The sequence below is a fragment of the Ruegeria sp. C10 genome (assembly GCF_056537805.1).
This window is the reverse complement of record NZ_JBQFSC010000001.1, coordinates 850,332-877,166: the sequence shown is the minus strand read 5'-3', so window position 1 is coordinate 877,166 and position 26,835 is coordinate 850,332. Positions and strand designations below refer to the sequence as shown.

At 56.7% G+C, this 26,835-nt stretch carries 37 protein-coding genes and 1 pseudogene; all 38 read right to left on the bottom strand.

Features of this window, described 5'->3' with window-relative positions:
* Positions 1–43: 43 nt before the first annotated feature.
* The 38 genes and pseudogenes from rplQ to fusA all read right to left on the bottom strand — a co-directional run bounded on the left by rplQ (position 44) and on the right by fusA (position 26,820).
* Positions 44–466, bottom strand: a complete 423-nt coding sequence (gene rplQ / locus ACR0DE_RS04085; protein ID WP_170392888.1) for a 50S ribosomal protein L17 — start codon at positions 464–466, stop codon at positions 44–46.
* 118 nt (positions 467–584) lie between these two features.
* A complete protein-coding gene (locus ACR0DE_RS04080; RefSeq protein ID WP_010437127.1) occupies positions 585–1,601 on the bottom strand; it encodes a DNA-directed RNA polymerase subunit alpha in 1,017 nt (338 codons plus the stop codon).
* A gap of 114 nt (positions 1,602–1,715) precedes the next feature.
* The gene (rpsK, locus tag ACR0DE_RS04075) at positions 1,716–2,105 is read right to left on the bottom strand and encodes a 30S ribosomal protein S11 (protein ID WP_008757289.1); all 390 of its coding nucleotides are present in this window, start codon (positions 2,103–2,105) and stop codon (positions 1,716–1,718) included.
* Between the two features lie 15 nt (positions 2,106–2,120).
* Positions 2,121–2,489, bottom strand: coding sequence for a 30S ribosomal protein S13 (gene rpsM, locus ACR0DE_RS04070; RefSeq protein ID WP_008757392.1), 369 nt, complete (start codon positions 2,487–2,489; stop codon positions 2,121–2,123).
* Positions 2,490–2,689: 200 nt separating this feature from the next.
* A complete protein-coding gene (locus ACR0DE_RS04065) occupies positions 2,690–3,334 on the bottom strand; it encodes an adenylate kinase (RefSeq protein WP_170392889.1) in 645 nt (214 codons plus the stop codon).
* Positions 3,331–4,695, bottom strand: a complete 1,365-nt coding sequence (gene secY, locus ACR0DE_RS04060; protein ID WP_170515935.1) for a preprotein translocase subunit SecY — start codon at positions 4,693–4,695, stop codon at positions 3,331–3,333. The genes ACR0DE_RS04065 and secY overlap by 4 nt, the downstream gene beginning before the upstream one ends.
* Positions 4,696–4,804: 109 nt before the next feature.
* Positions 4,805–5,278: a 50S ribosomal protein L15 gene (gene rplO / locus ACR0DE_RS04055; RefSeq protein ID WP_170567425.1), complete on the bottom strand. Its 474-nt coding sequence runs from the start codon at positions 5,276–5,278 to the stop codon at positions 4,805–4,807.
* A gap of 201 nt (positions 5,279–5,479) precedes the next feature.
* The gene (locus ACR0DE_RS04050) at positions 5,480–5,695 is read right to left on the bottom strand and encodes a DUF1127 domain-containing protein (RefSeq protein ID WP_480615779.1); all 216 of its coding nucleotides are present in this window, start codon (positions 5,693–5,695) and stop codon (positions 5,480–5,482) included.
* A 216-nt stretch (positions 5,696–5,911) separates the two neighbouring features.
* Complete coding sequence (locus ACR0DE_RS04045; RefSeq protein ID WP_480751959.1) at positions 5,912–6,781, bottom strand: hypothetical protein; 870 nt, start codon at positions 6,779–6,781, stop codon at positions 5,912–5,914.
* Between the two features lie 192 nt (positions 6,782–6,973).
* Entirely contained in the window at positions 6,974–7,162 is a 189-nt protein-coding gene (gene rpmD / locus ACR0DE_RS04040; RefSeq protein ID WP_039538297.1) for a 50S ribosomal protein L30, read from the bottom strand.
* Between the two features lie 12 nt (positions 7,163–7,174).
* Entirely contained in the window at positions 7,175–7,744 is a 570-nt protein-coding gene (rpsE, locus tag ACR0DE_RS04035; RefSeq protein ID WP_039538294.1) for a 30S ribosomal protein S5, read from the bottom strand.
* Positions 7,745–7,860: 116 nt separating this feature from the next.
* Positions 7,861–8,220, bottom strand: coding sequence for a 50S ribosomal protein L18 (rplR, locus tag ACR0DE_RS04030; protein WP_170392895.1), 360 nt, complete (start codon positions 8,218–8,220; stop codon positions 7,861–7,863).
* Positions 8,221–8,231: 11 nt separating this feature from the next.
* Complete coding sequence (rplF, locus tag ACR0DE_RS04025; RefSeq protein ID WP_170392896.1) at positions 8,232–8,765, bottom strand: 50S ribosomal protein L6; 534 nt, start codon at positions 8,763–8,765, stop codon at positions 8,232–8,234.
* Between the two features lie 11 nt (positions 8,766–8,776).
* Positions 8,777–9,169 carry a 30S ribosomal protein S8 gene (gene rpsH / locus ACR0DE_RS04020; RefSeq protein WP_010437099.1) on the bottom strand — a complete coding sequence of 131 codons (393 nt, stop codon included), beginning with the start codon at positions 9,167–9,169 and terminating at the stop codon, positions 8,777–8,779.
* Between the two features lie 13 nt (positions 9,170–9,182).
* A complete protein-coding gene (gene rpsN / locus ACR0DE_RS04015; protein WP_010437098.1) occupies positions 9,183–9,488 on the bottom strand; it encodes a 30S ribosomal protein S14 in 306 nt (101 codons plus the stop codon).
* Between the two features lie 19 nt (positions 9,489–9,507).
* The gene (gene rplE / locus ACR0DE_RS04010) at positions 9,508–10,068 is read right to left on the bottom strand and encodes a 50S ribosomal protein L5 (protein WP_010437097.1); all 561 of its coding nucleotides are present in this window, start codon (positions 10,066–10,068) and stop codon (positions 9,508–9,510) included.
* Positions 10,061–10,372, bottom strand: coding sequence for a 50S ribosomal protein L24 (gene rplX, locus ACR0DE_RS04005; protein WP_010437096.1), 312 nt, complete (start codon positions 10,370–10,372; stop codon positions 10,061–10,063). The genes rplE and rplX overlap by 8 nt, the downstream gene beginning before the upstream one ends.
* A 2-nt stretch (positions 10,373–10,374) precedes the next feature.
* A complete protein-coding gene (rplN, locus tag ACR0DE_RS04000; RefSeq protein ID WP_008757934.1) occupies positions 10,375–10,743 on the bottom strand; it encodes a 50S ribosomal protein L14 in 369 nt (122 codons plus the stop codon).
* A 75-nt stretch (positions 10,744–10,818) separates the two neighbouring features.
* Positions 10,819–11,049, bottom strand: a complete 231-nt coding sequence (rpsQ, locus tag ACR0DE_RS03995; RefSeq protein ID WP_068340771.1) for a 30S ribosomal protein S17 — start codon at positions 11,047–11,049, stop codon at positions 10,819–10,821.
* Between the two features lie 4 nt (positions 11,050–11,053).
* Positions 11,054–11,260, bottom strand: coding sequence for a 50S ribosomal protein L29 (gene rpmC, locus ACR0DE_RS03990; RefSeq protein ID WP_010437082.1), 207 nt, complete (start codon positions 11,258–11,260; stop codon positions 11,054–11,056).
* A gap of 272 nt (positions 11,261–11,532) precedes the next feature.
* The gene (locus ACR0DE_RS03985) at positions 11,533–12,315 is read right to left on the bottom strand and encodes an SDR family NAD(P)-dependent oxidoreductase (RefSeq protein WP_170597784.1); all 783 of its coding nucleotides are present in this window, start codon (positions 12,313–12,315) and stop codon (positions 11,533–11,535) included.
* Positions 12,316–12,369: 54 nt separating this feature from the next.
* Positions 12,370–12,990 (bottom strand): 2OG-Fe(II) oxygenase family protein, encoded by a 621-nt coding sequence (locus tag ACR0DE_RS03980; protein ID WP_170567436.1) that lies wholly within the window; start codon positions 12,988–12,990, stop codon positions 12,370–12,372.
* A 40-nt stretch (positions 12,991–13,030) separates the two neighbouring features.
* A complete protein-coding gene (locus ACR0DE_RS03975; RefSeq protein WP_170424539.1) occupies positions 13,031–13,579 on the bottom strand; it encodes an amino acid synthesis family protein in 549 nt (182 codons plus the stop codon).
* A 161-nt stretch (positions 13,580–13,740) separates the two neighbouring features.
* Positions 13,741–14,154, bottom strand: coding sequence for a 50S ribosomal protein L16 (gene rplP, locus ACR0DE_RS03970; protein WP_039538270.1), 414 nt, complete (start codon positions 14,152–14,154; stop codon positions 13,741–13,743).
* Between the two features lie 12 nt (positions 14,155–14,166).
* Entirely contained in the window at positions 14,167–14,877 is a 711-nt protein-coding gene (rpsC, locus tag ACR0DE_RS03965; protein ID WP_008758042.1) for a 30S ribosomal protein S3, read from the bottom strand.
* Positions 14,877–15,257, bottom strand: coding sequence for a 50S ribosomal protein L22 (rplV, locus tag ACR0DE_RS03960; RefSeq protein ID WP_039538267.1), 381 nt, complete (start codon positions 15,255–15,257; stop codon positions 14,877–14,879). Before rplV ends, rpsC begins: the two co-directional genes overlap by 1 nt.
* Positions 15,258–15,260: 3 nt before the next feature.
* Positions 15,261–15,539, bottom strand: coding sequence for a 30S ribosomal protein S19 (gene rpsS, locus ACR0DE_RS03955; protein WP_010437056.1), 279 nt, complete (start codon positions 15,537–15,539; stop codon positions 15,261–15,263).
* Positions 15,540–15,542: 3 nt separating this feature from the next.
* A complete protein-coding gene (rplB, locus tag ACR0DE_RS03950) occupies positions 15,543–16,385 on the bottom strand; it encodes a 50S ribosomal protein L2 (RefSeq protein ID WP_008757664.1) in 843 nt (280 codons plus the stop codon).
* A gap of 307 nt (positions 16,386–16,692) precedes the next feature.
* On the bottom strand, positions 16,693–17,727 hold the full coding sequence (locus tag ACR0DE_RS03945) for a fatty acid desaturase (protein WP_480751954.1): 1,035 nt from the start codon (positions 17,725–17,727) through the stop codon (positions 16,693–16,695).
* A 251-nt stretch (positions 17,728–17,978) separates the two neighbouring features.
* On the bottom strand, positions 17,979–18,611 hold the full coding sequence (locus tag ACR0DE_RS03940; RefSeq protein WP_480751952.1) for a hypothetical protein: 633 nt from the start codon (positions 18,609–18,611) through the stop codon (positions 17,979–17,981).
* Positions 18,608–18,904 (bottom strand): 50S ribosomal protein L23, encoded by a 297-nt coding sequence (locus ACR0DE_RS03935; RefSeq protein ID WP_008757532.1) that lies wholly within the window; start codon positions 18,902–18,904, stop codon positions 18,608–18,610. The genes ACR0DE_RS03940 and ACR0DE_RS03935 overlap by 4 nt, the downstream gene beginning before the upstream one ends.
* Positions 18,901–19,518 carry a 50S ribosomal protein L4 gene (rplD, locus tag ACR0DE_RS03930; protein WP_010437039.1) on the bottom strand — a complete coding sequence of 206 codons (618 nt, stop codon included), beginning with the start codon at positions 19,516–19,518 and terminating at the stop codon, positions 18,901–18,903. Before rplD ends, ACR0DE_RS03935 begins: the two co-directional genes overlap by 4 nt.
* Positions 19,515–20,240 carry a 50S ribosomal protein L3 gene (gene rplC / locus ACR0DE_RS03925; protein WP_008758167.1) on the bottom strand — a complete coding sequence of 242 codons (726 nt, stop codon included), beginning with the start codon at positions 20,238–20,240 and terminating at the stop codon, positions 19,515–19,517. Before rplC ends, rplD begins: the two co-directional genes overlap by 4 nt.
* Positions 20,241–20,258: 18 nt before the next feature.
* Positions 20,259–20,573 (bottom strand): 30S ribosomal protein S10, encoded by a 315-nt coding sequence (rpsJ, locus tag ACR0DE_RS03920; RefSeq protein WP_008756422.1) that lies wholly within the window; start codon positions 20,571–20,573, stop codon positions 20,259–20,261.
* 779 nt (positions 20,574–21,352) lie between these two features.
* A pseudogene (locus tag ACR0DE_RS03915) lies at positions 21,353–21,466 on the bottom strand (EF-Tu C-terminal domain-related protein); the annotation flags it as partial.
* 49 nt (positions 21,467–21,515) lie between these two features.
* Positions 21,516–23,228, bottom strand: coding sequence for an amidohydrolase (locus ACR0DE_RS03910; protein WP_480751949.1), 1,713 nt, complete (start codon positions 23,226–23,228; stop codon positions 21,516–21,518).
* A gap of 238 nt (positions 23,229–23,466) precedes the next feature.
* Positions 23,467–24,642 (bottom strand): elongation factor Tu, encoded by a 1,176-nt coding sequence (gene tuf, locus ACR0DE_RS03905; protein WP_010441214.1) that lies wholly within the window; start codon positions 24,640–24,642, stop codon positions 23,467–23,469.
* Positions 24,643–24,702: 60 nt separating this feature from the next.
* On the bottom strand, positions 24,703–26,820 hold the full coding sequence (gene fusA / locus ACR0DE_RS03900; RefSeq protein WP_170328783.1) for an elongation factor G: 2,118 nt from the start codon (positions 26,818–26,820) through the stop codon (positions 24,703–24,705).
* Between the last annotated feature and the right edge of the window lie 15 nt (positions 26,821–26,835).

Here is a 26,835-nt window from a genome sequence, read left to right as displayed (position 1 = left end):
CGCGTCTGCGACGCGGGGGCTGAAACTCAGATATAGCCAAGGCTTATTCTTCGTCTGCGGCCTCTTCGGCGGCAACACGAGCTTTGTCAGCTGCGCCTTTGGCGTCGATGTCGCGGTCAACGAATTCGATGATCGCCATCGGGGCCATGTCACCATAGCGGAAGCCTGCTTTTAGGATACGGACATAACCGCCCTGACGCTCGGCGTAACGAGGGCCCAGAACTTCGAACAGCTTGGCGACGTCTTTGTCTTCTTTCAGCTGTGCTGCGGCCTGACGGCGGGCGTGCAGGTCGCCGCGCTTGCCCAGAGTGATCAGTTTTTCAACGATCGGGCGCAGTTCTTTTGCCTTGGGCAGAGTTGTTTTGATTTGCTCATGCTCGATGAGCGAACCAGCCATGTTTGCAAACAGAGCTTTGCGGTGCTCATGAGTACGGTTCAGGCGGCGATAACCACGTGCGTGACGCATTTTCTAGTTCCTTCTTTCGCGTTTTGCTTTGTCTGGCCGGCGATGCGTGTCACCGGCTCTCCTTGGGGCGGAAGTGCCCATATGGTCCCCGGCAGCCCGGGCATTTGTGAAGACGCGCTTAGAACGCGTCTTCAAATTTCTTGGCCAGATCTTCGATGTTGTCGGGCGGCCAGTCCTCGACATCCATGCCGAGGTGCAGACCCATACCGGACAGCACTTCCTTGATCTCGTTCAGCGACTTGCGGCCGAAGTTCGGAGTGCGCAGCATCTCGGCTTCGGTCTTCTGAATCAGATCGCCGATGTAAACGATGTTGTCGTTCTTCAGGCAGTTTGCCGAACGGACCGACAGTTCCAGCTCGTCCACTTTCTTCAGCAGCAGCGGGTTGAACTCCAGACCATCGTCCTCGTCCTGGCGGCCAGCCGATTCCGGCTCGTCGAAGTTGACGAAGATTGAGAGCTGATCCTGCAGGATGCGTGCGGCGAATGCCAGCGCGTCTTCCGGCGTGATCGAACCGTCGGTGTCGATCTTCAGGGTCAGCTTGTCATAGTCCAGAACCTGACCTTCACGGGTCGGCTGAACGTCATAGGCAACCTTTTTGACCGGCGAATAGATCGCGTCGATCGGGATCAGGCCGATGGGTGCGTCTTCGGGCTTGTTCTTCTCAGCCGAAACGTAACCTTTGCCGGTGTTGACGGTCAGTTCCATGAACAGGTCAGCGCCATCATCCAGGTGGCAGATGACGTGATCGCGGTTCAGAACCTCGATGCCAGCGCTTTCGCTGATGTCGCCAGCGGTAACTACTGCGGGGCCTTTGGCATTGATCGACAGGCGCTTGGGGCCTTCGACTTCCATGCGCAGCGACACGCCTTTGAGGTTCAGGATGATGTCGGTGACGTCTTCACGTACACCGGCAACCGAGCTGAACTCGTGCAGGACGTTGTCGATCTGAACGCTGGTGATGGCCGCGCCTTGCAGCGAGCTCATCAGAACACGGCGCAGCGCGTTGCCCAGGGTCAGACCAAAGCCACGTTCCAGCGGTTCTGCAACCAGGGTTGCCTGACGTGCGGGATCATTGCCCGGCTTGCCGTCAAGCTGGGTCGGCTTGATCAATTCTGCCCAATTCTTATGGATCATGTAATCCCTCCATTCCTGTCCGCGCCCCATGACCAACAAGGTGCAGACGCCCGAGGTTCAAAATGACGTGCTGGGGCCGTGCAAAAACACAGCCCCAGCTTAATTCAAAATCGCTTAGACGCGACGACGCTTCGGCGGACGGCAGCCGTTGTGAGCGATCGGGGTCACGTCGCGGATCGACGTGATGTTGAAGCCCACTGCAGCCAGCGCACGCAGAGCCGATTCACGACCCGAACCGGGGCCCTGAACTTCGACTTCCAGCGTCTTGACGCCATGTTCCTGCGCCTTTTTGCCTGCATCTTCTGCAGCCATCTGAGCGGCGTAGGGGGTCGATTTCCGCGATCCCTTGAAGCCCATGGTACCGGCAGACGACCACGAGATGGCGTTGCCCTGTACGTCCGAGATCAGGATCTTGGTGTTGTTGAAGGTCGAGTTCACATGGGCAACGCCCGATGCGATGTTCTTACGCTCTTTGCGCTTAACGCGAGTCTTGTCACGTGCCATCAGTCAGACCCTCCCTTATTTCTTCTTACCGGCAATGGCCTTTGCGGGGCCTTTGCGGGTACGAGCATTGGTGTGGGTACGCTGACCGCGAACCGGCAGGTTGCGGCGGTGACGCAGACCGCGATAGCAGCCCAGGTCCATCAGGCGCTTGACGTTCATCTGAACTTCACGACGCAGGTCACCTTCGACGGTGAAGTTTGCATCGATGTGCTCGCGGATGGCCAGAACTTCGGCGTCGGACAGTTCGTTGACGCGACGGTGCGCTTCGATGCCTACGGCTTCGCAGATTGCTTTGGCCGAGGTGTTTCCGATACCGGTGATATATGTGAGGGCGATTGGTACCCGCTTTGCAGTCGGGATGTTTACGCCGGCAATACGTGCCACGTGTCACTTTCCTTTTTGTTGCGGTTCCGTAACTCCGGAACCTTTTTTCACAACACTTGACCGTGGCAGTGACGCCAGAGGGTCCAGTATTATTCGAGGTGGTCGGGGCAATTGGGACGAATCCCGCATGCGGTTTTGATTCCCTTTAGGGATGGGGGTCGATATGGGCTTTTGGCGGTGCCGTCAAGCCCATATTGATATCAGCCAAGAACCGCCTCAATCGACGCGGTGACTTCCTTGATATCCGCCAGCCCGTTCACCGGACGCAGATCGCCTTTGGCGTAGTAGTAACCAATCAGCGGAGAGGTCTTCTTGTAGTATTCCATCAAGCGCGTACGCAGGCTGTCTTCGTTGTCGTCGGCACGACGGACGAAGTCATTTTCCTTACCGCAATTGGTGCATTTGCGATCCGCAGGAATCGGTTTGGTGTTGTCGTTATAGACCTCCCCACATCCGCCGCAGGTTGACCGCGCCGTAATCCGGTCCACCAGCGCGTCATCATCCACACGCATCTCGATCACCGTATGCAGCGACTGGCCCAGCTTGGTCAGCAGAGCCGACAGCGCGTCGGCCTGTGCCAACGTCCGGGGGAAGCCGTCAAAGATGAAACCGGCGCCTTTTTCGGTGGTCAGTTTCTCTTCGATTAGGCCGATCACGATCTCATCGGTGACCAGCTTACCCGCGTCCATTATCGCAGCAACCTTCTGGCCCATCTCCGTGCCCGAGGTTTTGGCCTCGCGCAGCATGTCTCCGGTGCTGAGTTGCACCATACCGCGGGTTTCAACCAGGTGACGCGCCTGCGTTCCTTTGCCTGCCCCCGGGGGGCCGAGAAGAATGATGTTCATCGACGAGCAGCTCCCTTTCTGCCGCGTTTCTTGCCTTTGCCGCGCAGCTGGGACTTTTCAATCAGCCCTTCGTATTGATGCGCCAGCAGATGGCTCTGGACCTGTTGGATCGTGTCCATGGTCACGGAAACGATAATCAGAACCGAGGTGCCGCCGAAATAGAACGGGATGGCAAACTGGCCCCGCAGGATTTCAGGCAGCAGACAAACGGCCGCCAGATAGGCCGAACCCAGCACCAGCACGCGGTTGACCACGTATTCCAGATACTCGGCGGTTTTCTTGCCCGGACGGATACCCGGTACAAAACCGTTCTGCTTTTTCAGGTTGTCCGCCACATCGTCCGGCTTGAACGACACGTTGAACGTGTAGAAATAGGCGAAGAACACGATCATCGACGCGAAGAATAGCAGATAAAGCGGCTGTCCGGGGCCGAAGTTGGCCAGCAGCCACGACATCACCGGGCCATTTGTGGCGCCCGACGAGAAGGTCGAGATCGTTACCGGCAGCAACAGCAGCGAGCTTGCAAAGATCGCAGGGATCACACCCGCCGGGTTCACTTTGACCGGCAGGTGGCTGGAGCCGCCTTCGTAGACTTTCATACCAGCCTGACGGCGCGGGTATTGGATATGGATCTTGCGCAGGGCCCGCTCCATGAACACCACAAAGGTGATCACGGCGATGACCATTATAATGACACCCACGATCACGGCGGGGCTGATTGCACCGCTGCGGCCCGAAGCGAAGAACTGCGCCAGAGCTGCGGGAACCTCGGCGATGATGCCGACGAAGATAATCAGAGAGATACCGTTGCCGATGCCGCGTGCAGTGATCTGCTCACCCAGCCACATCAGGAACATGGTGCCGCCGACCAGAGTGATCATGGTCGACATACGGAAGAACAGGCCCGGATCAGTGGCCAGATCACCCGATTCCAGCGAAACGGCCAGACCGTAAGCCTGAACGGTGGCCAGAGCCACGGTGCCGAAACGGGTGTATTGGTTGATCTTCTTGCGTCCCTGCTCGCCCTCTTTCTTGAGTTGCTCAAGCGCGGGAACCATCGATGTCAGCAGCTGTACGATGATCGAGGCCGAAATGTAGGGCATGATGCCGAGGGCAAAGATACCCATCCGCCCCAGCGCTCCGCCGGTAAACATCGAAACCATGCCGCCGATGCCCTGCCCCGCTTGCTCCATGAACTCACGCAGGGCTTGCCCGTCGATACCTGGGACCGGAATGAAGGTGCCCAGACGATAGACGATCAACAAACCCAGCGTGAACAGGATGCGGTTGCGCAGATCGGTGGCCTTGCCCAAAGCAGCCCAGCTTGTGTTGGCTGCCATTTGTTCTGCTGCTGATACCATAAATCGGTCTCTCTTATGCAAACACCGCCCGGAACCGTTTTCCGGCTCGGGCGGCGTCTTGGAAAACTCTGAGGTCTATGTAAGCGGGTCTGCGCCCGCTCACAAGCGCTTACTCTGCCGCAGCAGCTTTTGTGACCGTCAGTGAGCCGCCCGCTTTCTCAACCGCTTCAACAGCAGATTTCGAAGCACCGGTGACTTCCAGGTTCACTTTGGCGGTGATTTCACCTTTGGCCAGAACGCGGACACCGTCCAGCTTGCGACGGACCAGACCGGACGCAACCAGCGCGTCCTCGGTGATCGCAGCTTTGGCGTCCAGCTTGCCGGCGTCGACGAATTTCTGGATCAGGCCCAGATTGATAACGGCGAATGCCTTGCGGTTCGGCTTATTGAAGCCACGCTTGGGCAGGCGCTGGTACAGCGGCATCTGGCCGCCTTCGTAGCCATTGATGGCCACACCCGAACGGGATTTCTGGCCTTTGATACCACGGCCACCCATTTTACCTTTGCCAGAACCGGGACCACGGCCAACGCGGGTGCGTTTAGGTGCGGCGCCAGGATTGTCGCGCAATTCGTTCAGTTTCATTTCGCTTCTCCTAAGCCGGATGTGACCCCCGAAGCGTGATGGGCCAAACACGGCATATCTTGATTTTGATTCTCGTGGACGGAAATCCACCGGAGCGCTCTACAGCGTTGCGGCTTTGGTTGCAAGGTTTGTTGTGTCTTGGCGACAAAAACCAAAAGAGGCGCCGAAATGGCGCCTCTTCAACGGTGAGTGGTTGGGGTGTTACACGCAATATGCGTGGTCGCGTGCAATATCTGCGATATCACAACGGCGAACGCCGATATCGTCCAGCTCGCGATTGCTCAGGCTTTGCAGTTCGCGATAGGTGCGGCTGTATTCTGCAGCCCGAGCGCGGTTTTCTTTTACGCGCTCAACAAAGCTCGCAATACGAGCGCTCAGGTTGAATCCGCCATGTGTCAGTGTTGCTGTATGTGCCATATCTAATTTCCTTTCTGTTCCGAGGCGTATTCCCCGGGCGTTTCCATTTGTTCCTTTGTGGACAAGGCTCAGATAGGAGTGTTCGATATCGCTAACAACGCGCGTTTTGGTCTGGCCGATATGCGGTGGGGGAATGGCAAGCGGGAGTACGCAGGCTACTCTGAATGCAACGTATGTCCACTTTGCGGACAAAACCGACCTTGACTCCGTCGGATTTCACACGTCTTGATTTTTTAGGCACCTAATCACTGAGGCTTCAAGTAGTTCGCGATTCAACGGCATACTTTCGGCAGATGTGCCTAAGAGGACAACAGCCGTCTTCCAAGTCGCATCGCAAAACCCGGATGCATTCATCCATGCAACAAAGGCAGCGAACCGTATTCCATTGAGTTGTATCTCGTCAGGTTCATAGCTCGTTTCAATCGGAAACAATTCCAAGTTCGGCGGTTGGCCTTGGGCGACGTCCAGAGCAAGCTGTAGCCCAACGCCATCAATCGTATCGTTGATATCACCATCTTTCGTTTCCGAAATCAGATATTCCAAAAACTCTTGAAGTGTTTCCTCTTTGGATTCTGGGCTCTCAAGCAGCTTTGCAAAAGTAAGCAGTCTTCTTTGTTGGTATCCGTCCGGCTCAAGACGTTGTGCGAAGGTGCGAAGTAGTTCGGAATCTCCGACTGCAATCGGCATATAGTATTGGCTTATTAGTGAGTTAGGTGTTGCGGCAAGTAATTCCAGCGCTTTCTCGACGCACCCGTTCAGCCAGTAAGCTGCGATGATCCTGCTTTGGTCTCTGGGGTTTGAGCGGGAAAAATCAATGAGTTGAATGACATCGTAAAGCGACCCGTCTTGTAGTTTCTTTCTTAGTGCCCCTTTATCGCCATCGAACTGCAATAAAGCCGTACGCATCAAAAGACGCTGTAACTCATCCCGCTGTTCGTGGGCGGGTTCTTTAGACATAAGCAACATATTCAAGCTGGCCCGCCTAACGTCTTGCTCCGTGCCATCGCCCAAACCGTCCAAAAATGACTGTGTAAGAGGTTCGTCATGCCATGTTGGCGTATCAAAGCATTCCGCAAACGCGGGCATGGTGGAGCACGTTGTTCCTAGAGCCACCAATAGGGTTCGAAAATTCAAAGCGATATCATCCCGAATAAGTTTACCCCTATTACCAATGCGGAGGTTGGTACGCTATGGGCTCAAAGCGGACAAACACAATCGCAAACACGAAAAAAGCCCCCGAATCTTCGGGGGCCTTTCAATTCGCGAAAGAGACTGCGCTTAGCCGCGCTCTTCGATGATCTCAACCAGATGCGGGATCTTGTTGACCATGCCGCGGACCGAAGGAGTGTCCTCCAGCTCGCGGGTGCGGTTCATCTTGTTCAGGCCCAGGCCGATCAGGGTTGCGCGCTGTTCGGCGGGGCGGCGGATCGGGGAGCCGATCTGCTTGACGACGATGGTTTTTGCCATGGGTCGCTCTCCTTATGCTTCTGCTTCAGCAGCAGCCGGTGCTTCGTCCCGCTTGGGCAGGATGTCAGCAACCTTTTTGCCACGACGTGCGGCAACCGAACGCGGGCTCTGCTCTTTTTGCAGGCCGTTGATGGTGGCACGGATCATGTTGTACGGGTTCTGCGAGCCCAGCGACTTGGAAACAACGTCCTTAACGCCCAGCATTTCGAACACAGCACGCATCGGACCACCGGCGATGATACCGGTACCTTCAGGTGCGGTGCGCATAACCACTTTACCGGCGCCGTGACGGCCTTCGATGTCGTGGTGCAGAGTACGACCTTCACGCAGTTGCACACGGATCATCTGACGCTTGGCTTGCTCAGTTGCCTTACGGATGGCCTCAGGTACTTCTTTCGCCTTACCCTTGCCAAAGCCGACGCGGCCTTTCTGATCGCCGACAACCACCAGAGCGGCGAAGCCAAAGCGCTTACCACCTTTTACGGTTTTCGACACACGGTTGATCGCAACCAGACGATCTGCGAATTCCGGTGCTTCGTCGCGGTCACGACCACGGCCCCGGCGGTTTTCACGTTCTGCCATTTGGCATCCCTTTCCTCATGTGGCGCTTCTCGGCGCCGTTTGTTCAATCCAAGTGAGCCCCGACTGCTGCCGAGGCCCCCGGATCATCGGGGCGAATCGAAACCCGCCCGCAAGTCTTAGATCTTCAGACCACCTTCACGCGCAGCGTCGGCCAGAGCCTTCACTTTGCCGTGGAACAGGAAGCCGCCACGATCGAAATAGGCCTCTTCGACGCCTGCCTTCTTGGCACGCTCGGCGATGGCCGCGCCCACTTTGGTGGCCGCTTCGACGTTGTTCTTGCCCACAACACCCAAATCCTTTTCCAGGGTCGATGCTGCGGCCAGGGTCACGCCACGTACGTCGTCGATCAGCTGAACAGAGATGTTCTTGTTCGAACGGTGTACGGACAGACGCGGACGACCCGCGTTGACCTTGCGAAGTTTGTTCCGAACGCGCAGGCGGCGCTTCAGAAACAGGGTTCTTTTGCTGTTTGCCATTGTTTGCGTCCTTACTTCTTCTTGCCTTCTTTACGGAAGATGAACTCACCCTTGTAGCGGATGCCCTTGCCTTTGTACGGCTCGGGACGGCGCCATTCACGGATCTTGGCCGCGACTTCGCCCACCTGCTGCTGGTCGATACCTTCCACAACGATCTCGGTCTGCTTCGGCGCGGTGATGGTGACACCTTCCGGAGCAGTGAAATCAACATCGTGGCTGTAGCCCAGGTTCAGCTTCAGGGTGTTGCCCTGCATCTGAGCCCGGTAACCAACACCCTGGATCTCCAGCTCTTTTTTGAAGCCGTTTGTTACGCCTTCAACAAGATTAGCGACCATGGTGCGGCTCATGCCCCACTGCTGTCGCGCACGCTTGGACATGCCACGGGGATCGATCTTGACCACGTTGTCTTCAACCGACAACGTAACGTCGTCGGTGGCGGTGAAGCTGCGGGTGCCTTTCGGACCTTTCACTTCGATAGTCTGACCCGACACAGAGGCGGTAACGCCGCTGGGCAGCTCGACCGGTTTTTTACCAATACGAGACATTGCAGACCTCCTTAGAAGACGGTGCAGAGCACTTCGCCGCCAACATTGTTGGAGCGAGCGTTTGCGTCCGACATCACACCTTTCGGAGTGCTGACAATCGACACGCCCAGACCCTGACGGACCTGCGGGATGTCATTGACGCCCATGTAGACGCGACGGCCAGGCTTGGAAACCCGCTTGAGTTCGCGAATAACAGGGGTGCCTTCGTAGTATTTCAGGCTGATTTCGATGGCCGGATGACCGTTTTCACCGGTCGTCGCTTCGTAGCCACGGATGTAACCTTCGTCCGCCAGCACGTCCAGAACCCAGCCGCGCAGCTTGGAAGCCGGGGTGGAAACGGTGGACTTGCCGCGCATTTGCGCGTTGCGGATACGGGTGAGCATATCGCCGATAGGATCATTCATATCTATGTCTCCCTTACCAGCTCGATTTCACCATGCCGGGGATCTGACCAGCAGAACCCAGCTCGCGCAGCGCGATACGGCTGACCTTCAGCTTACGGTAGTAAGCGTGGGGACGACCGGTCAGCTGACAACGGTTGTGCAGACGGGTAGCCGAGCTGTTGCGCGGCAGTTTCGCCAATTTAAGACGCGCTTTGAAGCGCTCTTCCATCGGCTTGCTCTCGTCATTCGCGATTTCTTTCAGCTCGGCACGCTTTGCGGCATATTTGGCCACCAGGCGTTCGCGCTTCTTCTCGCGTTCGATCATTGCTTTTTTAGCCATGTCTCAATCCTCCCGGCGCTTACGCGTTGAACGGCATGTTGAATGCTTTCAACAATGCCTTTGCTTCAGCGTCGGTTTTCGCTGTGGTGGCAATTACGATATCCAGGCCCCAGACCTCGTCGACCTTGTCGAAGTCGATTTCCGGGAACACGATGTGCTCTTTCATGCCCATGGCAAAGTTGCCACGACCATCGAAAGACGGCTTAACACCGCGGAAGTCACGAACGCGAGGCATCGCGATGGTGATCAGACGATCCAGGAATTCGTACATCCGGTCACCGCGCAGGGTCACTTTCGCTCCCAGCGGCATGTCTTCACGGACGCGGAAACCCGCGATCGACTTCTTCGCCTTGGTCGCAACGGCCTTCTGGCCAGCAATCGCAGTCAGGTCCTCGACAGCAGCTTTCGCTTTCTTCGAGTCTTTGACAGCCTCAGCACCACAACCGATGTTCAGAACGATTTTTTCCAGCTTGGGCAGCTGCATGTCGTTCTTGTAGCCGAACTCTTCTTTCAGAGCGGCACGGATGGTTTCGGCGTACTGAGCTTTCAGACGCGGGGTATAGTTTGCGGTATCAAGCATCGATCACGTCCCCTGTGGTCTTAGCGAAGCGCACCTTCTTGTCGCCTTCCATACGGAAGCCAACGCGGGTTGCTTTGCCGTTTTTGTCCAGCAGTGCCAGGTTCGACAGCTCGATCGGGTTTGCCTGAGGCAGGCGACCACCTTGCGAGGTTTGCGACTGACGGGTGTGGCGGATGGCGATGTTGATGCCATCGACAACGGCTTTACCGGCTTTCGGGTCAACCGAGGTGATAGTTCCCTCTTTGCCCTTGTCCTTGCCGGCCAGCACGACGACCTTGTCGCCTTTGCGGAGTTTAGCAGCCATGATTACAGCACCTCCGGAGCCAGCGAGATGATTTTCATGAAGTTCTTGCCGCGCAGTTCACGAACAACGGGGCCAAAGATACGGGTACCTACGGGCTCGTTGTTGTTGTTCAGGATGACGGCGGCGTTGCGATCGAAACGGATCGCGGTGCCGTCTTCACGACGGACTTCCTTGGCGGTGCGTACGACGACGGCCTTGCGGACGTCCCCTTTCTTCACGCGGCCGCGCGGGATGGCTTCCTTCACCGAGACGACAATGATGTCGCCTACGGAGGCGTATTTACGCTTGGAACCACCCAGGACCTTGATGCACTGAACTCGGCGTGCGCCGGAGTTGTCAGCGACATCCAGATTGGTCTGCATCTGGATCATGTGGTTTCTCCCGACCTGTGGGGGCTGGTCTCGTTAAATCCCCCAGGGTTTCGACAAATGAAAAGTCCTGGGGGCTTACGCCTCCAGAACCTCCCAACGTTTCGTCTTCGATTTCGGCGCGCATTCGATGATGCGTACGGTGTCGCCGACCTTGAAGGCGTTCTTTTCATCGTGAGCCCGGTATTTCTTGGACTTACGGATGGTTTTCTTCAGAACCGGATGCGTAAAGCGGCGCTCGACGGATACGGTTACGGTCTGTTCGTTGGCGTCGCTGGTCACGGTGCCTTGCAGGATACGCTTGGGCATCTGATTACTCCTCGGATGCCGCAGCAGCGGCCTTTTCGTTCAGAATGGTTTTGACACGGGCAGCATTGCGGCGGGCCGCTTTGATGCCGGCTGTGTTTTCCAGCTGACCGGTTGCCTGTTGAAAGCGCAGGTTAAAGCTTTCTTTCTTCAGGTTGGCCAGTTCCTCGCGGAGCTGGTCCGGGGTCTTGTCACGCAGTTCTTGGGCGTTCATCGCCTTTTTCCTTTGCTCAAAACACCAGAAGGCCCCCTTACAGGGTCACCTTTGACCTGGTGGATGAATGATAGACATACGAATCGCCCGACAACGCCGGGAGATCGCAGGATGCCGCCGTATAAGGGTTTGGGGGGTGGGTGGCAAGGGAAAGTTTCAAACCGTGTTCGGGCAGATGAAACTACCTGTTTCCAAATTACCGCCGCCCTCTGAAACCGGGTAGCAGATCACTACTGCGACCTTTCTGGATCCCGACAAACGCGGCCAAGTGCTCAGGCACCTTTCTCCTGCATTTTCCGAACCATTTTCAGGCGCGCGCGTCGCGGCAGCAACGGCATGACCCAACCCAGCACAAACGCGAGCGACTTATCGTTGATCACCGTGAGCTTCCCATCGATCATGGCGTCATAGCCGACTTTGGCCACGGCCTCAGCGGTCGCCCCTTTTTGGGCAACAAGCTTCGTGCCCTCAAGATTTGCCGCAGCAGCAAATTCGGTCACGACATAGCCCGGCTCCAGCGCCGTCACAGTGACGCCCTTACCTTTCAGCTCCTCCGCGAGCGCCTGACTGAAACTCGAAACATAGGCCTTGGTGGCAAAATAGGTCGCCTGCAATGGACCCGGCATATGCGCCGCAGTCGAACTGACATTCAGTATCTTTCCGCCACCGCCACTGATCATATCCCTGCCGAACAGATGACACAGAGAGACAAGGGCTTCGACGTTCAGCCGGATCATATCCAGATCGTCCGAAAGGCGGCGATCCAAAAAAGCCCCATGCCCTCCGAATCCAGCATTGTTGATCAGGTAGTCGACCGTCAGGTCTTTGCACTTGACGGCCTCATAAAGTTTTTCCGCGCCTCCAACAGCACCCAGATCAAGCGGAATGGCAGTGACAGTAACATCGTGGGCTGCCTCAAGCTCTGATCTGAGGGCATCTAACGCATCTCCGCGTCGCGCACTGATGATCAGATTGCCGCCTCGCGACGCATGATAACGTGCCAATTCCCGACCAATTCCGGCTGATGCGCCTGTGACGAGAGCTGTTTTGGTCATAGTATCCTCCGACGAAGTAGCTGGAGCGCTTTCACCTTGACGCTTTAAGACGCTTCACTCCCATTTATAGTTGAAGCTAACAGAAATCCGCTCGTCCTCGGCCATGTTCATCGGCACCTCGTGGCGCAGCCAGCTTTCCCACAGCAGGACGTCGCCCACCTGTGGCTTCATGTAGATGAAAGGCTGTAATTCCCGACGCCCGCCTTTCAGCCTCGTCGGGGCGGCCATCATACGGCCCGAACGTGGGTCTTCCAGTTTCAGTGCACTGGCCCCTTCCGGCATGGACACATAGGTCGTGCCCGAAATGACACTGTGAGGGTGCAGGTGACTGGCATGCATTCCGCCCTCGGGCAGGATATTGATCCACAGATCCTCAAGCTTCAACGCGCGGTCGTCCAGATCAAACTCCAAATCCTTGGCGAAAGCCGCGACGTGCTGATCCAGCACTTTGACAAGATCGGCAAATATCGGAAATCGCCAAGGCAAATCGGTCAGCGAAGCATAACTGGTGTAGCCGGGATACGCGTTCGCTTCACACCAGTCCTGCCCGGCCTCATCATCTTCAGCAATAACAAGGCATGAACTCTCCAATTCCTCCACGTCGATCCTGGGATCGAATTCGGACAAGTTTGCGCGATAGAGACGGGTGACGAAGAGTGATTCAATCTGTGCCATGGGCTGGGCATACCCCAGCCCTCTCGGCAAGACCAGCCGCTTAGGTCTTGATGGGCCCTTTGCCACAGCGTGGTATCGGGCGACCTCCGTCGGCATAGGCGAGGCACAGCACGATCTCATCCGGTTTCGGCGCATCTGGGATGTTCAGCGTCATCGTGTCGAAATGATCGAACGACCACGGATTGTCCTTGTGCCCCAGCGGAAGATCAATCGCGCAACCCGGCGCGCCCAGCTTGGCGTTGGACGGTATCACCGCCTCACCTCCGCCCACCGCAGCGCGCATGGGCGCACCGAGTTTGGGGTGGATCACCGCCCCGCCCTGCTCAAGATCGCCGTTCATGCCGACAATCGCGGCTTTGCCGTACGAAACCGGCGGCCCATCAAGCTGAGAAACTGCCTCAGCGGCGAGTTCCGAACCCAGAATGGCGCCGATCTCGAACAACTCTGAAAGATCGTCCGAGAAGTGCCCGGCCAGAGGGTTCTGCATCACCGCCAGCGCTGCAACCCGACTGATCGGATCACAAGGCTGGCCCAACTGGTCGGTGGTTATGACTTCCTTAATGAGCATCTTTTTGCGCAGCTGAACCATAGGGCCCTCCCATTCCTGCAAGTTAGCCTAGAGGCGGGGTGGCTGGAGGTCGACGTTTTTCAGGACCCACGAAATCACGGGCTGCCGAGCCAAAAGAAAACCCCCGCCGGTTTCCCGACGAGGGTAAATCTTGTGACGAGCGAGGCCATAGCCCCAATCGCTTACCAGTCTTCGCGGACCACAACGCGGGTCTTGATCGGCAGCTTCATCGCGGCCAGGCGCAGGGCCTCGCGGGCGATGTCGTCATTGACGCCATCGATCTCGAACATCACACGACCGGGCTTTACTTTCGCTGCCCAGAAGTCAACGGAGCCTTTACCTTTACCCATACGGACTTCGGTTGGCTTCGAGGTCACGGGGGTATCCGGGAAGATCCGGATCCAGACGCGGCCTTGACGTTTCATGTGACGGGTCATGGCACGACGTGCAGCTTCGATCTGACGCGCGGTGACGCGCTCGGGCTGCAGTGCTTTCAGACCGTAGGTGCCAAAGTTCAGATCGGAACCGCCTTTGGCGAGCCCCTTGATCCGGCCTTTGTGCATCTTGCGGAATTTAGTACGCTTTGGTTGAAGCATATCTTTCCCTCCTTAGCGACGACCGCCACCAGCACCACGAGGTGCAGGGCCGTCCTGGAGTTCCTGTGCTTTACGGTCACGTGCCTGCGGATCGTGCTCCATGATCTCACCTTTGAAGATCCAGACCTTGATCCCGATGATCCCGTAAGGAGTCATCGCTTCGGCATGTGCGTAATCGATGTCGGCACGCAGGGTGTGCAGAGGCACGCGGCCTTCGCGGTACCACTCGGTCCGTGCGATTTCGGCGCCGCCCAGACGACCAGCGACGTTCACCCGGATACCCAGGGCGCCCATGCGCATGGCGTTCTGAACCGAGCGCTTCATGGCGCGACGGAACGAAACACGACGTTCCAGCTGCTGAGCGATGGACTCGGCAACCAGCTGCGCGTCAAGCTCGGGCTTGCGCACTTCGACGATGTTCAGGTGCAGTTCACTGTCGGTCATGCGAGCAAGCTTTTTGCGCAGAACTTCGATGTCTGCACCTTTCTTGCCGATGATGACGCCGGGACGTGCAGTGTGGATCGTAACGCGACACTTCTTGTGCGGACGTTCGATGATCACACGGGCAACACCGGCCTGCTTGCACTCTTTGTTGATGAACTCACGGATCTTGAGGTCTTCCAGCAGAAGATCACCGTAGTCCTTGGTGTCGGCGTACCAGCGGCTGTCCCAGGTGCGGTTGACCTGAAGGCGCATGCCGATCGGATTGACTTTATGTCCCATTAGGCTTGCTCCTCAACTTGACGCACCTTGATGGTGATCTCCGAGAACGGCTTCATGATCTTGCCGAAACGGCCACGGGCACGCGGACGACCGCGCTTCATGACCAGGTTCTTGCCAACCCAGGCTTCGGCGACGATCAGTTCGTCGACATCCAGGTTGTGGTTGTTCTCGGCGTTGGCGATTGCAGACTGCAGGCACTTCTTGACGTCCTGCGCCACACGCTTGTTCGAGAAAGTCAGGTCGGTCAGAGCCTTCTCAACTTTCTTGCCGCGGATCATCTGCGCAACCAGGTTCAGTTTCTGCGGGCTAGTACGGAGCATGCGCGTTTTCGCCATTGCTTCGTTTTCAGCCACGCGGCGGGGGTTCTTTTCCTTGCCCATGACTTACTTCCGCTTCGCTTTTTTGTCAGCGGCGTGACCGTAATAGGTACGAGTCGGCGAGTATTCACCGAACTTCTGACCGATCATGTCTTCCGAGACGTTGACGGGGATATGCTTATGGCCGTTGTACACACCAAAGGTCAGACCCACGAACTGGGGCAGAATGGTGGAACGACGCGACCAAATCTTGATGACTTCGTTGCGGCCCGACTCGCGCGCTGCTTCGGCTTTTTTCAGCACGTAAGCATCGACGAAAGGACCCTTCCAAACAGAGCGAGACATAGATTAACGTCCCTTCTTCTTGGCGTGCCGCGAGCGGATGATCAGCTTCTGGGACGCTTTGTTCTTGTTGCGGGTACGCTTACCCTTGGTGTCCTTACCCCACGGAGTAACCGGCGTACGGCCACCCGAGGTACGACCTTCACCACCACCGTGCGGGTGGTCGATCGGGTTCATTGCAACACCACGAACCGACGGACGAACGCCCTTGTGGCGCATACGACCGGCTTTACCGAGGTTTTGGTTGCTGTTGTCGGGGTTGGACACGGCACCAACGGTGGCCATGCATTCCTGACGGACCATGCGCAGCTCGCCCGAGCTCAGACGGATCTGAGCGTAGCCGCCATCGCGACCAACGAATTGCGCATAAGTACCGGCCGCACGTGCGATCTGACCGCCTTTACCAGGCTTCATCTCGATGTTGTGGACTATGGTACCAATGGGCATGCCCGAGAAGGGCATTGCGTTGCCCGGCTTGATGTCGGCCTTGGCGGATGCCACGACTTTGTCACCAACAGCCAGACGCTGCGGAGCCAGGATATATGCCTGCTCGCCGTCTTCGTATTTTACCAGTGCGATGAATGCGGTCCGGTTCGGGTCATATTCGATCCGCTCGACGGTTGCCGCGACATCAAATTTGTTCCGTTTGAAGTCAACGATCCGGTAGAGACGCTTTGCGCCACCGCCGCGGCGGCGTGAAGTGATCCGTCCGGTGTTGTTCCGGCCGCCCGATTTGGTCAAACCCTCAGTGAGAGACTTGACCGGACGTCCTTTCCAAAGCTCCGAACGGTCGATCAGCACCAGCCCGCGCTGGCCCGGCGTCGTCGGCTTGTACGACTTGAGTGCCATGCTTTCTGTCTTCCGTTTAGCAAGTGCGGGGATTTTCCCGCTATGTGATAGGCCCCCGTAGGTGCCAAGGGTATAGGGCCCCGAAGGTCCCCGGTTACAAATATCAGAGGCCCCGGAACGAATCCGAGGCCGCAAGATTGGGAGCGTGTAGCAGTGTTGAGGATGGGTGTCTATAGGGTGCGGCCCAAGATTCTTATGGAGACCAAAGAAAAAGGCACCGCAACATTTGCCCCAGGTTCCAATTTCGCAAGTCGCGCGATCAGTGGGTATTACTTATCCGGCCGGAAGAACTCAGGTAGCTTGCCACTCACTGATACAATGCGCGAACCTCGGCGAAGGACAACAGGCGGCGGTGTTTTTCGTCCCACAGGTGCAACCGCGCGTTGGCAATGCTCTCACGAATGGTCATCCTGTTGCTGTTTGCCAACTCGTCGTGATCGCGCAGCACTTCGGTCAGGCGGTAGAACGGAATGCGGCTGTACAGATGGTGCACGTGGTGGATGCCGATATTGGCACTGAACCACTGTAGCACCGGCGGCAGAACATAATGCGAGCTTCCGTGCAGGGCCGCCTCGTGCAACTGCCAATCCTTGTCCGATTCCCAATGCGTTTCTTCGAATTGGTGCTGAACATAAAACAGCCATACTCCTGCAGTTGCCGCAATCAGGGTTGAGGGCAGAAAAATCAGTAGGACCGGCATCAAGCCGCCATAGTAGTAGACAGCAAAAAGTGCGGTCAGAATAGCTATATTGGTGCCCATCGCGCTGACCCAGAACCGAGCGCTACCAGTTAAACCCAAGGGCAGACGGTTTTGGAGCAGGAACAAATAGCCGGGACCAAGTACGAACAGTGTGACCGGATTGCGGTAAACGCGATACCAGAACCGGTTCATGGGAGACTTGGATTGGTACTCAGCCACTGTCAGCGTGTGGATATCCCCCATTCCCCGCTTGTCCAAGTTACCCGAACTGTTGTGATGGTAAGAATGAGTGCGGCGCCAGACATCATAAGGTGTAAGGGTCAGCACCCCGATCACCCGTCCGACCCAGTCGCTGACTGTCCGGTTCTTGAAGAACGCCCCGTGCCCGCAATCGTGTTGGATCGCAAACAGGCGCAGCAGGAAGGCCGCATTCAGGACCGCAATGGCAAATGCCAGCCAGTAGCTGATGGATAATGCCATCCAGGACAGCGCCCAAAGCACAAGGAATGGGATAATGCTGACACCCAGCTCAAAGGAACTGCGCCATTGATTAGGTTCGCGGTATTTGGCAAGCGTCGAAACCCAATCCCGCGCGGCAGTTCTATCCGGGTTTTCCCGGGTCGAGAGAGAGGTTTCGGTCATGCGCCTGCCATGTCTTTTGTTTGTTGGAAGCCGGATAGACTACCCGCGCGACATAGCAAGCGAATTGTGCAAAATATGAGAGTTTAGTGCTCAAAATTTTGTGTCGCCGCGTAAGAACAACCCCCATGAGCACGCCACTTACCTCTCCCCAAAGACGCGTCCAATCACGGACCGCCGGATATATCGATGTGTGGCCTCTCTTCCAGGGTTGCACGTGCTTCTGACGCGTTTCTGATGAGTCAACGAAACTCTTACCCCAACGACCGCCTTCTGCAGAGCGGCTCAGACTCTACCGCGATACGTTGCTTGAGTTGGATATGACCCAAAACCTTGCGAAATGCGCGGTGCTTGGGTTTGCCTTCCAGATAATCCGCCAGTTTGAGCAGGTTGATCGGGTGCTTCGTAATTAACGTCTCGATCCGCTGCACCGCTTCGTCCAGCACGTAGTGATCCACATACTGGCAGGCCACCTGTGTAGGCGTCAGGAGACAGTAATCCTGCGGGCGTTTCTCAGTATAGCGCGTGATGTCGAAGGGCGACGCACCGAGGGCGTGGAACTTGGGGATGTGCACACGCATCTCGGCCTCGACGTGTTCCAACACCGTACCCGAGGTCTGGCGAAACCCCAGCGGACCAAGCTTACCGACCACATGATTGCGCATCGCCGGAGAGATCATGTCCACATCCGCGCGGTCATATCTCAGATCGTCGAAAACCGACAACAGCCCCAGCTTTTCATCGGCGATCTGAAAATAGGGCTCGGCGCTGAAAGCCCGCATCTTCTCCAACACCTGCGCACGCGCAGTTTCAGGGTCTGAAACGAAATCGGCCCCGGCGGGTTGAACCGCCGGGGCCGTGAATAGTCGCAGTAAGCGTCGGATCAAAGACCGGTGCTCACGTCGATTGTGTTACCCTCTTCCAGGGTCACATATGCTTTTTTGACGTCTTTCCGACGGCCCAGCTGGCCGCGGAACCGCTTGACCTTGCCTTTGGTCACAGTGGTGTTCACCGCTTTGACCTTTACACCAAACAGCGCCTCAACGGCCTCTTTGATCTGCGGCTTGTTGCTATCGATCGCCACTTCAAAGACAACCGCGCCGTTTTCGGACGCCATGGTCGACTTTTCAGTGATGATCGGCTTGCGGATCACGTCGTAGTGTTCTGCCTTCGCGCTCATTTCAGACGAGCCTCCAGTGCTTCGACAGCCGCTTTGGTGAGCACCAGAGTGTCACGCTTGAGGATGTCATAGACGTTTGCGCCCATCGACGGCAGGATATCCAGACCTTCGATGTTCTTGGACGCTTTCAGGAACCCTTCGTTCACGGTCGCGCCGTCGATGACCAGAGCACGTTTCCAGCCCAGGTTTGCAACCTGTTTGGCCAGAGCGGCGGTCTTGCCTTCGGCTTCGGCGTTTTCGATCACAACCAGTTCACCGGCCTTGGCTTTCGCCGACAGAGCGTGGCGCAGGCCAAGCTTGCGGAACTTCTTCGGCAGGTCATGACCGTGCGAACGCACGACGGGGCCTTTGTAGATACCACCACCACGGAAGATCGGCGCGTTACGGTCACCATGGCGTGCGCCACCGGTGCCCTTCTGGCGATAGATCTTCTTGGTCGAGTAGCTGGTTTCCGAGCGGGTCTTGACCTTGTGGGTGCCAGCTTGCGCGTTGTTGCGCTGCCAACGGACCACACGGTGCAGGATGTCCGCGCGCGGCTCGAGGCCGAACAGGTCTGCATCCAGCTCGATGTTGCCGGCTTTGCCGCCGTCCAGTTTGATTACATCAAGTTTCATGCTTCACCACCTTCCGCGGGCGCTTCTTCCGCAGGTGCTTCGGTTGCAGCCGATTTCACAGCAGCCGGGAAAGGCAGGCCTTCCGGTGCTTTCTTCTTGACGGCGTCCTTGACGGTGACCCAGCCCGATTTCGGTCCGGGAACGGCGCCTTTGATGAAGACCAGATTCCGGTCGGCGTCGGTTTTGACAACTTCCAGGTTCTGGGTGGTAACACGGGCAGCACCCATGTGACCGGCCATCTTCTTGCCTTTGAACACCTTGCCCGGGTCCTGACACTGACCTGTCGAACCGTGCGAACGGTGGCTGATCGAAACACCGTGCGAGGCGCGCAGACCACCGAAGTTCCAACGCTTCATCGCACCGGCAAAGCCTTTACCGATCGAGGTGCCCGAAACGTCAACTTTCTGACCTTCCAGGAAGTGTTCTGCCGAAATCTCGGCGCCCACATCAATCAGGCCATCTTCGGAGACGCGGAACTCGGCCAGCTTACGCTTGGGCTCGACCTTGGCAGCGGCATAGTGACCGCGCATGGCCTTCGAGGTGCGTTTTGCTTTGGCAGCACCGGCGCCCAGCTGAACGGCAGTGTAGCCGTCTTTGTCAGCGGTGCGCTGTGCAACAACCTGCAGGTTGTCCAGGTGAAGAACGGTCACAGGGATCTGCTTGCCGTCTTCCATGAACAGGCGGGTCATGCCAACTTTTTTTGCGATAATACCAGAGCGCATAATCTATACCCTCCGATCTTACGACTGCAGCTTGATCTCGACGTCCACACCAGCAGCGAGGTCGAGCTTCATCAGCGCGTCAACGGTCTGGGGGGTCGGATCAACGATGTCCAAGAGACGCTTGTGCGTACGGATCTCGAACTGGTCGCGGGATTTCTTGTCAACGTGAGGGCCACGGAGAACCGTGAACTTCTCAATCTTGTTCGGCAGCGGGATCGGGCCGCGCACGTTCGCGCCGGTCCGCTTGGCAGTGTTGACGATCTCTTGCGTGCTGGCATCCAGAACGCGATAGTCAAATGCCTTCAGCCGAATACGGATGTTTTGGCTTTGCATAGATACAGCCTTTTATCAGGCGTTGAGGTTGAGAGGAGGACAGACGCGCATCGCCAACCCTCTTCGAACCCAAAAGGCGGGAATCATCCCGCCTTGATGTTCTTGATGAGAACTCGCGCGTATTAGTGGGGTTGGTGGGATTTGGCAAGGCCTATTTGATTGGACTTTCACCTGAAGTGTGCTTCTTAATCTGCTCTTCAGTGATGAGTTCTTCCGCAAGCGCACTCGCGAGACTATCAGCCACCCTCCAGCACTGAAAAAGCTCTTCATGCAACTCTTCTAAGTCAGCGACCATATCATCCCGCCCCACTTCGGACTGAATCTTAAAGTTATGACGCTCAAAAAACCCGTGAAAAAAGTTTGTTTCTTGCGACCAAGCCTCGTTTGAACTGTTTGATGATTAGATCGTCTTCAAACCGCAATTCTTGTTTTAGCATTTCCAGGACTCTGCCCAACGTGCTGCATTCAATAACTTCTAGAGCCCTTGCGGCCGCATTTGGGTCCTGTTCGCTGTACCAATTGTTGTTATGTCCCTTGCTCGCCAACACAACAGTTCCGAGCGCAGTCTCGAATAGCTGTGCCGCTTCCGCAGTAATTCCGAACTTTGCATAAAGCTGATCTCTACTCGCCATACAAAAATCTATTTCAACTTCAGAAGCTGATTACAAGAAAAAGGCCGCCCCGAGGGACGGCCTTCTTGATTTCCTCACTGAGTTGCTCTCGGCAGATTTTTCCATGGAAAATCGCCTGCCGCAACCAGGTGCGACAAGCGCGCCTTTCTCGATGATTTTCGATACTACACCGGCGCCGACGGTGCCGCCGACTTCGCGGATCGCGAAGCGCAGACCGTTTTCCATCGCGATCGGTGCCATTAGCTCAACGCCGAACGATACGCATGTCCACCTCGGCTCCATTTTCGGTCTGTTTCAATCAAAACTTAACCTAATTCCTCACTAACCAAGGATCTTCTACCTTCATGCCTTGATAAACCGCGTGCAGGAAAAGATGAGCAATCACAGGGTCATTTGAAAATGGCGAGAATTGCAAATTGCCCTCTCTGACGCCCTCCTCAGCTTCATAGACAACCTCATCCCCTTTGACAGTCACCAGCACCTCAAGTTCAGCCAGAGTCTCCGGATCGACTGCCGTGGGATCATCCGACAGGATCACAAAATCCGCCACTTTGCCGACCTCAATCGAGCCCTTCTCATCTTCCTCAAAATGCTGCCATGCAGGCCAGATCGTCATTGCCTTCAATGCCGTCATGACATCGACCCTCTGATTCGGCCCCAGAATGTCACCTGACCGCGTGCGACGCGTGACCGTAGCCGCAAGAACACGCATGCTATCTGGAAAGGCCACCGGCGCATCGTGATGCGTGCCGAACATCATGTCACGTTCGCGTAGCCATCCTGTAGGAGAGATATTGTCTGCATTGACCGGCCCAACAGTATGATCTCGGTGCCAATCGCCCCAATAAAACGTATGCATCGGGAATAACGACAGAAACACACCAAGGCGCTTAAAACTGGCAACCTGATCCTCTCTTAGAAACTGACCGTGCACCAGAACGGGCCGGTTGCCAGGGTCGCCATACTTGATCTGCGCCTCTTCGAGCGCAGCAATCAGCATGTCAGATGCTCCTTCGCCGTTGGAATGCACAAGGATCTGGAAATCATTCTCGTAACACCAGTTCACAGCGTCCTGGAGTTGTTCCATGGTTATGGCGGCATAACCTGCGTACCCGGCGGCATAGTTTCCAACCGGATCATAGTAGGGTCGATCCCGCAAAGCCGTGAAGCCCTGCGGCGAACCGTCAATTGTCAGCTTGCAGCCCCCTACCCGAACCCGGTTGTCATAATCCGCCGAGGTGTTTGCTCCGATATACTCCCTCGACTCGAGAACATCCGGAAACGCTACAACGTCGATAGGAAGCCCTTCTTCTGCGGCAACTTTCTTAAGAACTTCGACGATTTCACCTGAAGATCGACCTTCTTGTCCGGTCGTATATCCAAACTTTGCCCAGAGTTCGGTCCCAGCTCGGGCAAATGCTGCCAGACCTTCCTCACCCAAATTCCCCAGCATCGGCACGAGAACCGAAAAGAACGCGTACTCCTCCAGAACACCGTTTGGCTCTCCGGCCTCATCGCGTTGGATCACCCCGCCCGGAGGTGCTTCGGAAGCCGCCGTTATACCAGCCAATTCCAAAGCTTTCGAGTTTGCGACACCTATATGCCCAGACTGATGAATAATGACGACCGGCAAGTCCTCAGACACAATGTCCAGCTCTTGTCGTGTTGGGTGACGGAGTTCCCTTAATTGAGCATTGTCGTAACCAAAGCCGATGATCATTTTGACCTGCTCAACGGCTTGCGCATTCTCCTCGGCCCAGTCAGTCAGCGTGGATTGCAGACTGGCGATATCAATGACATCCCCGTCCGGTGGCGCAAGGAGGTTAGCGGACAGGGCTTGCAGGCCGCCCATGACGACATGTCCGTGGCTATCAACGAAGCCCGGAAGCATCGCGCGCCCTTCCAGATCATAGGTTTCGGTTTCCTCACCCTGATGCACCGACAAGTCAGATAGCGACCCAACCGCAAGAATGCGCCCGTCTTTGACTGCGACAGCTTCGGCGGACGGAGCCGTATCGTTCATCGTTACAATTGGTCCGCCCAAATAGATCCGATCCGCGATCTGTTGTGAGGACGCAGAGGTAGATGAGAAAGCAACCGCTGCGACAAGACAAACTGAACGCGCCCAAAAGTGCATCTTATGACCTCTTTCTAATTGCAATGTCTCAATACGAAAGAAGTTAGCATTACTGTTGGCTTAGGCAAAAACGAAAAAGGGCGCCCCGAGGGACGCCCTTTCTTTGTATATTCGCTTACGCGAATTACTCGATGATTTTCGAGACGACGCCGGCGCCGACGGTGCGGCCGCCTTCGCGGATCGCAAAGCGCAGGCCGTCTTCCATCGCGATCGGGGCGATCAGCTCGACGGTGAAGCCGACGTTGTCGCCGGGCATAACCATCTCGGTGCCAGCCGCCAGGGTCACGGTGCCGGTCACGTCAGTTGTACGGAAGTAGAACTGCGGACGGTAGTTCGCGAAGAACGGAGTATGACGACCGCCTTCTTCCTTGGTCAGGATGTAGGCTTCGGCTTCGAACTTGGTGTGCGGTGTAACCGAACCCGGCTTACACAGAACCTGGCCACGCTCAACGCCGTCACGGTCGATACCGCGCAGCAGGGCGCCGATGTTGTCGCCCGCTTCACCGCGATCCAGCAGCTTGCGGAACATTTCAACACCGGTACAGGTGGTTTTCTGAGTGTCACGGATGCCGACGATTTCGATCTCGTCGCCAACATTGATCACGCCACGCTCAACACGGCCGGTCACAACGGTACCACGGCCCGAGATCGAGAACACGTCTTCAACCGGCATCAGGAACGGCTTGTCGACTTCACGCTCAGGGGTGTCGATGTAGTCATCAACAGCCGCCATCAGTTCCTTGATCTTCTCTTCGCCGATTTCCGGGTTGTTGCCTTCCATCGCCGCCAGAGCCGAACCTGCGATGATCGGAATATCGTCGCCGGGGTATTCATAGCTGGACAGCAGTTCGCGAACTTCCATCTCAACCAGTTCCAGCAGCTCTTCGTCGTCAACCTGGTCAACTTTGTTCATGAACACGACCATCTTCGGGATGCCAACCTGGCGGCCCAGCAGGATGTGCTCGCGGGTCTGCGGCATCGGGCCGTCAGCTGCGTTCACAACCAAGATCGCGCCGTCCATCTGAGCGGCACCGGTGATCATGTTCTTGACGTAGTCGGCGTGGCCGGGGCAGTCGACGTGCGCATAGTGGCGGTTGTCGGTCTCGTACTCCACGTGGGCGGTCGAGATGGTGATGCCACGTGCTTTTTCTTCAGGCGCGCCGTCAATCTGGTCATACGCTTTGAAGTCACCGAAATACTTGGTGATTGCTGCGGTCAGCGTGGTCTTGCCGTGGTCAACGTGGCCAATCGTGCCGATGTTGACGTGCGGCTTATTACGCTCAAACTTTTCCTTTGCCATGATGGCCTCCTTTTTCGGTAATGAAGGGAGCGCGTTAGCCGCGCTCCCTCAAATCTTCGCTTATGCGTATTTCGCCTGAATCTCGTCCGAGATGTTCTGCGGGACCGGATCGTAGTGATCGAACTGCATGGTGAACTGGGCACGGCCCGACGACATCGAACGCAGAGTGTTGATGTAGCCGAACATGTTGGCCAGCGGAACAAACGCGTCGATCGCGATTGCGTTGCCGCGCGGTTCCTGACCAGACACCTGGCCACGACGCGAGGTCAGGTCGCCGATGATACCGCCGGTATATTCTTCCGGGGTGATCACTTCGACCTTCATGATCGGTTCCAGCAGTTTCGCGCCAGCTTTGCGCATGCCTTCGCGCATACACATCCGCGATGCGATTTCGAACGCCAGAACGCTCGAGTCAACGTCGTGGAACTTACCGTCCAGCAGGGCAACCTTGAAGTCGATCACGGGAAAGCCGGCCAGCGGGCCGCTATCCATGACCGAGTTGATGCCTTTTTCAACACCGGGGATGTATTCCTTCGGAACGGCACCACCAACGATGCGGCTTTCGAACGAATAGCCTTCGCCTGCTTCGGTCGGCTGGATCTCCAGCTTGACTTCCGCGAACTGACCCGAACCACCCGACTGTTTCTTGTGGGTGTAGGTGTGCTCGACCGGCATCGAGATGGTTTCGCGATAGGCCACCTGAGGTGCACCGATGTTCGCTTCAACCTTGAACTCGCGCTTCAGACGGTCAACCAGGATGTCCAGGTGAAGTTCGCCCATGCCCTTCATGATGGTCTGACCCGACTCCAGGTCGGTTTCCACGCGGAAGGACGGGTCTTCGGCGGCCAGACGGGCCAGACCCTGGGACATCTTCTCTTGGTCGCCCTTGGTTTTGGGCTCGACCGCGATTTCGATCACCGGGTCGGGGAAGGTCATGGTTTCCAGAACCACCGGATCCTTCGCGTCACACAGAGTGTCGCCGGTGGTGGTGTCTTTCAGACCCGCCAGCGCGATGATGTCGCCTGCAAACGCTTCTTCGATCTCTTCCCGGTTGTTCGAGTGCATCATCATCATACGACCGATGCGCTCTTTCTTACCTTTGGTCGAGTTCAGGATCGAGTCACCCTTGTTCATGGTGCCCGAGTAGATCCGGGTGAAGGTCAGCGAGCCAACGAAGGGGTCGTTCATGATTTTGAACGCCAGACCCGAGAAGGCCATGTCGTCGTCTGCACGACGGGCGATGTCACGAACTTCTTCCTCGTCGCCGGGTTTGAAGCCCATGTAATCAACAACGTCCAGCGGGCTGGGCAGATAGTCGATCACAGCGTTGAGGAGCGGCTGTACGCCTTTGTTCTTGAACGCCGAACCACCCAGAACCGGAACGAACGCGATTTCCAGAGTACCTTTGCGCAGCAGGGCGCGCAGGGTCGGAACGTCGGGCTCATTGCCTTCCAGGTATTCCATCATCGCGTCGTCGTCCATTTCGACGGCCGCTTCGATCATCTTGCCGCGCCATTCGTCAGCCATGTCTTTCAGGCTGTCGCGGATAGGAGCTTTGATCCAGCTTGCGCCCAGATCTTCGCCCTGCCACAGCCACTCTTCCATGGTGACCAGGTCGATCAGGCCTTCCAGCTCGGACTCGGCACCGATCGGAATACCAACCGGAACAGCGCGTGCGCCGGTGCGGTCTTCGATCATGTTGACGCAGTTGAAGAAGTCAGCGCCGATCTTGTCCATTTTGTTGACGAAAACCATACGCGGAACCTTGTAGCGGTCAGCCTGACGCCACACGGTTTCGGTCTGGGGCTCAACACCGGCGTTTGCGTCCAGAACGCAGACAGCACCGTCGAGAACCGCCAGCGAACGCTCAACTTCGATGGTGAAGTCAACGTGGCCGGGGGTGTCGATGATGTTCAGGCGGTGCTTAGGAGTTTCTGCGGTCTGACCGTCCTCGGTGCGTTCCCAGAAAGTGGTGGTCGCAGCCGAAGTGATGGTGATGCCGCGTTCCTGCTCCTGCTCCATCCAGTCCATGGTGGCTGCACCATCGTGCACCTCACCGATGTTGTGGGATTTACCAGTGTAATACAGGATACGCTCCGAGCAGGTGGTCTTACCTGCGTCGATGTGCGCCATGATACCGAAGTTACGGTACAGTTCGAGCGGATATTCGCGTGCCATTGGTCTAAGCCTCTC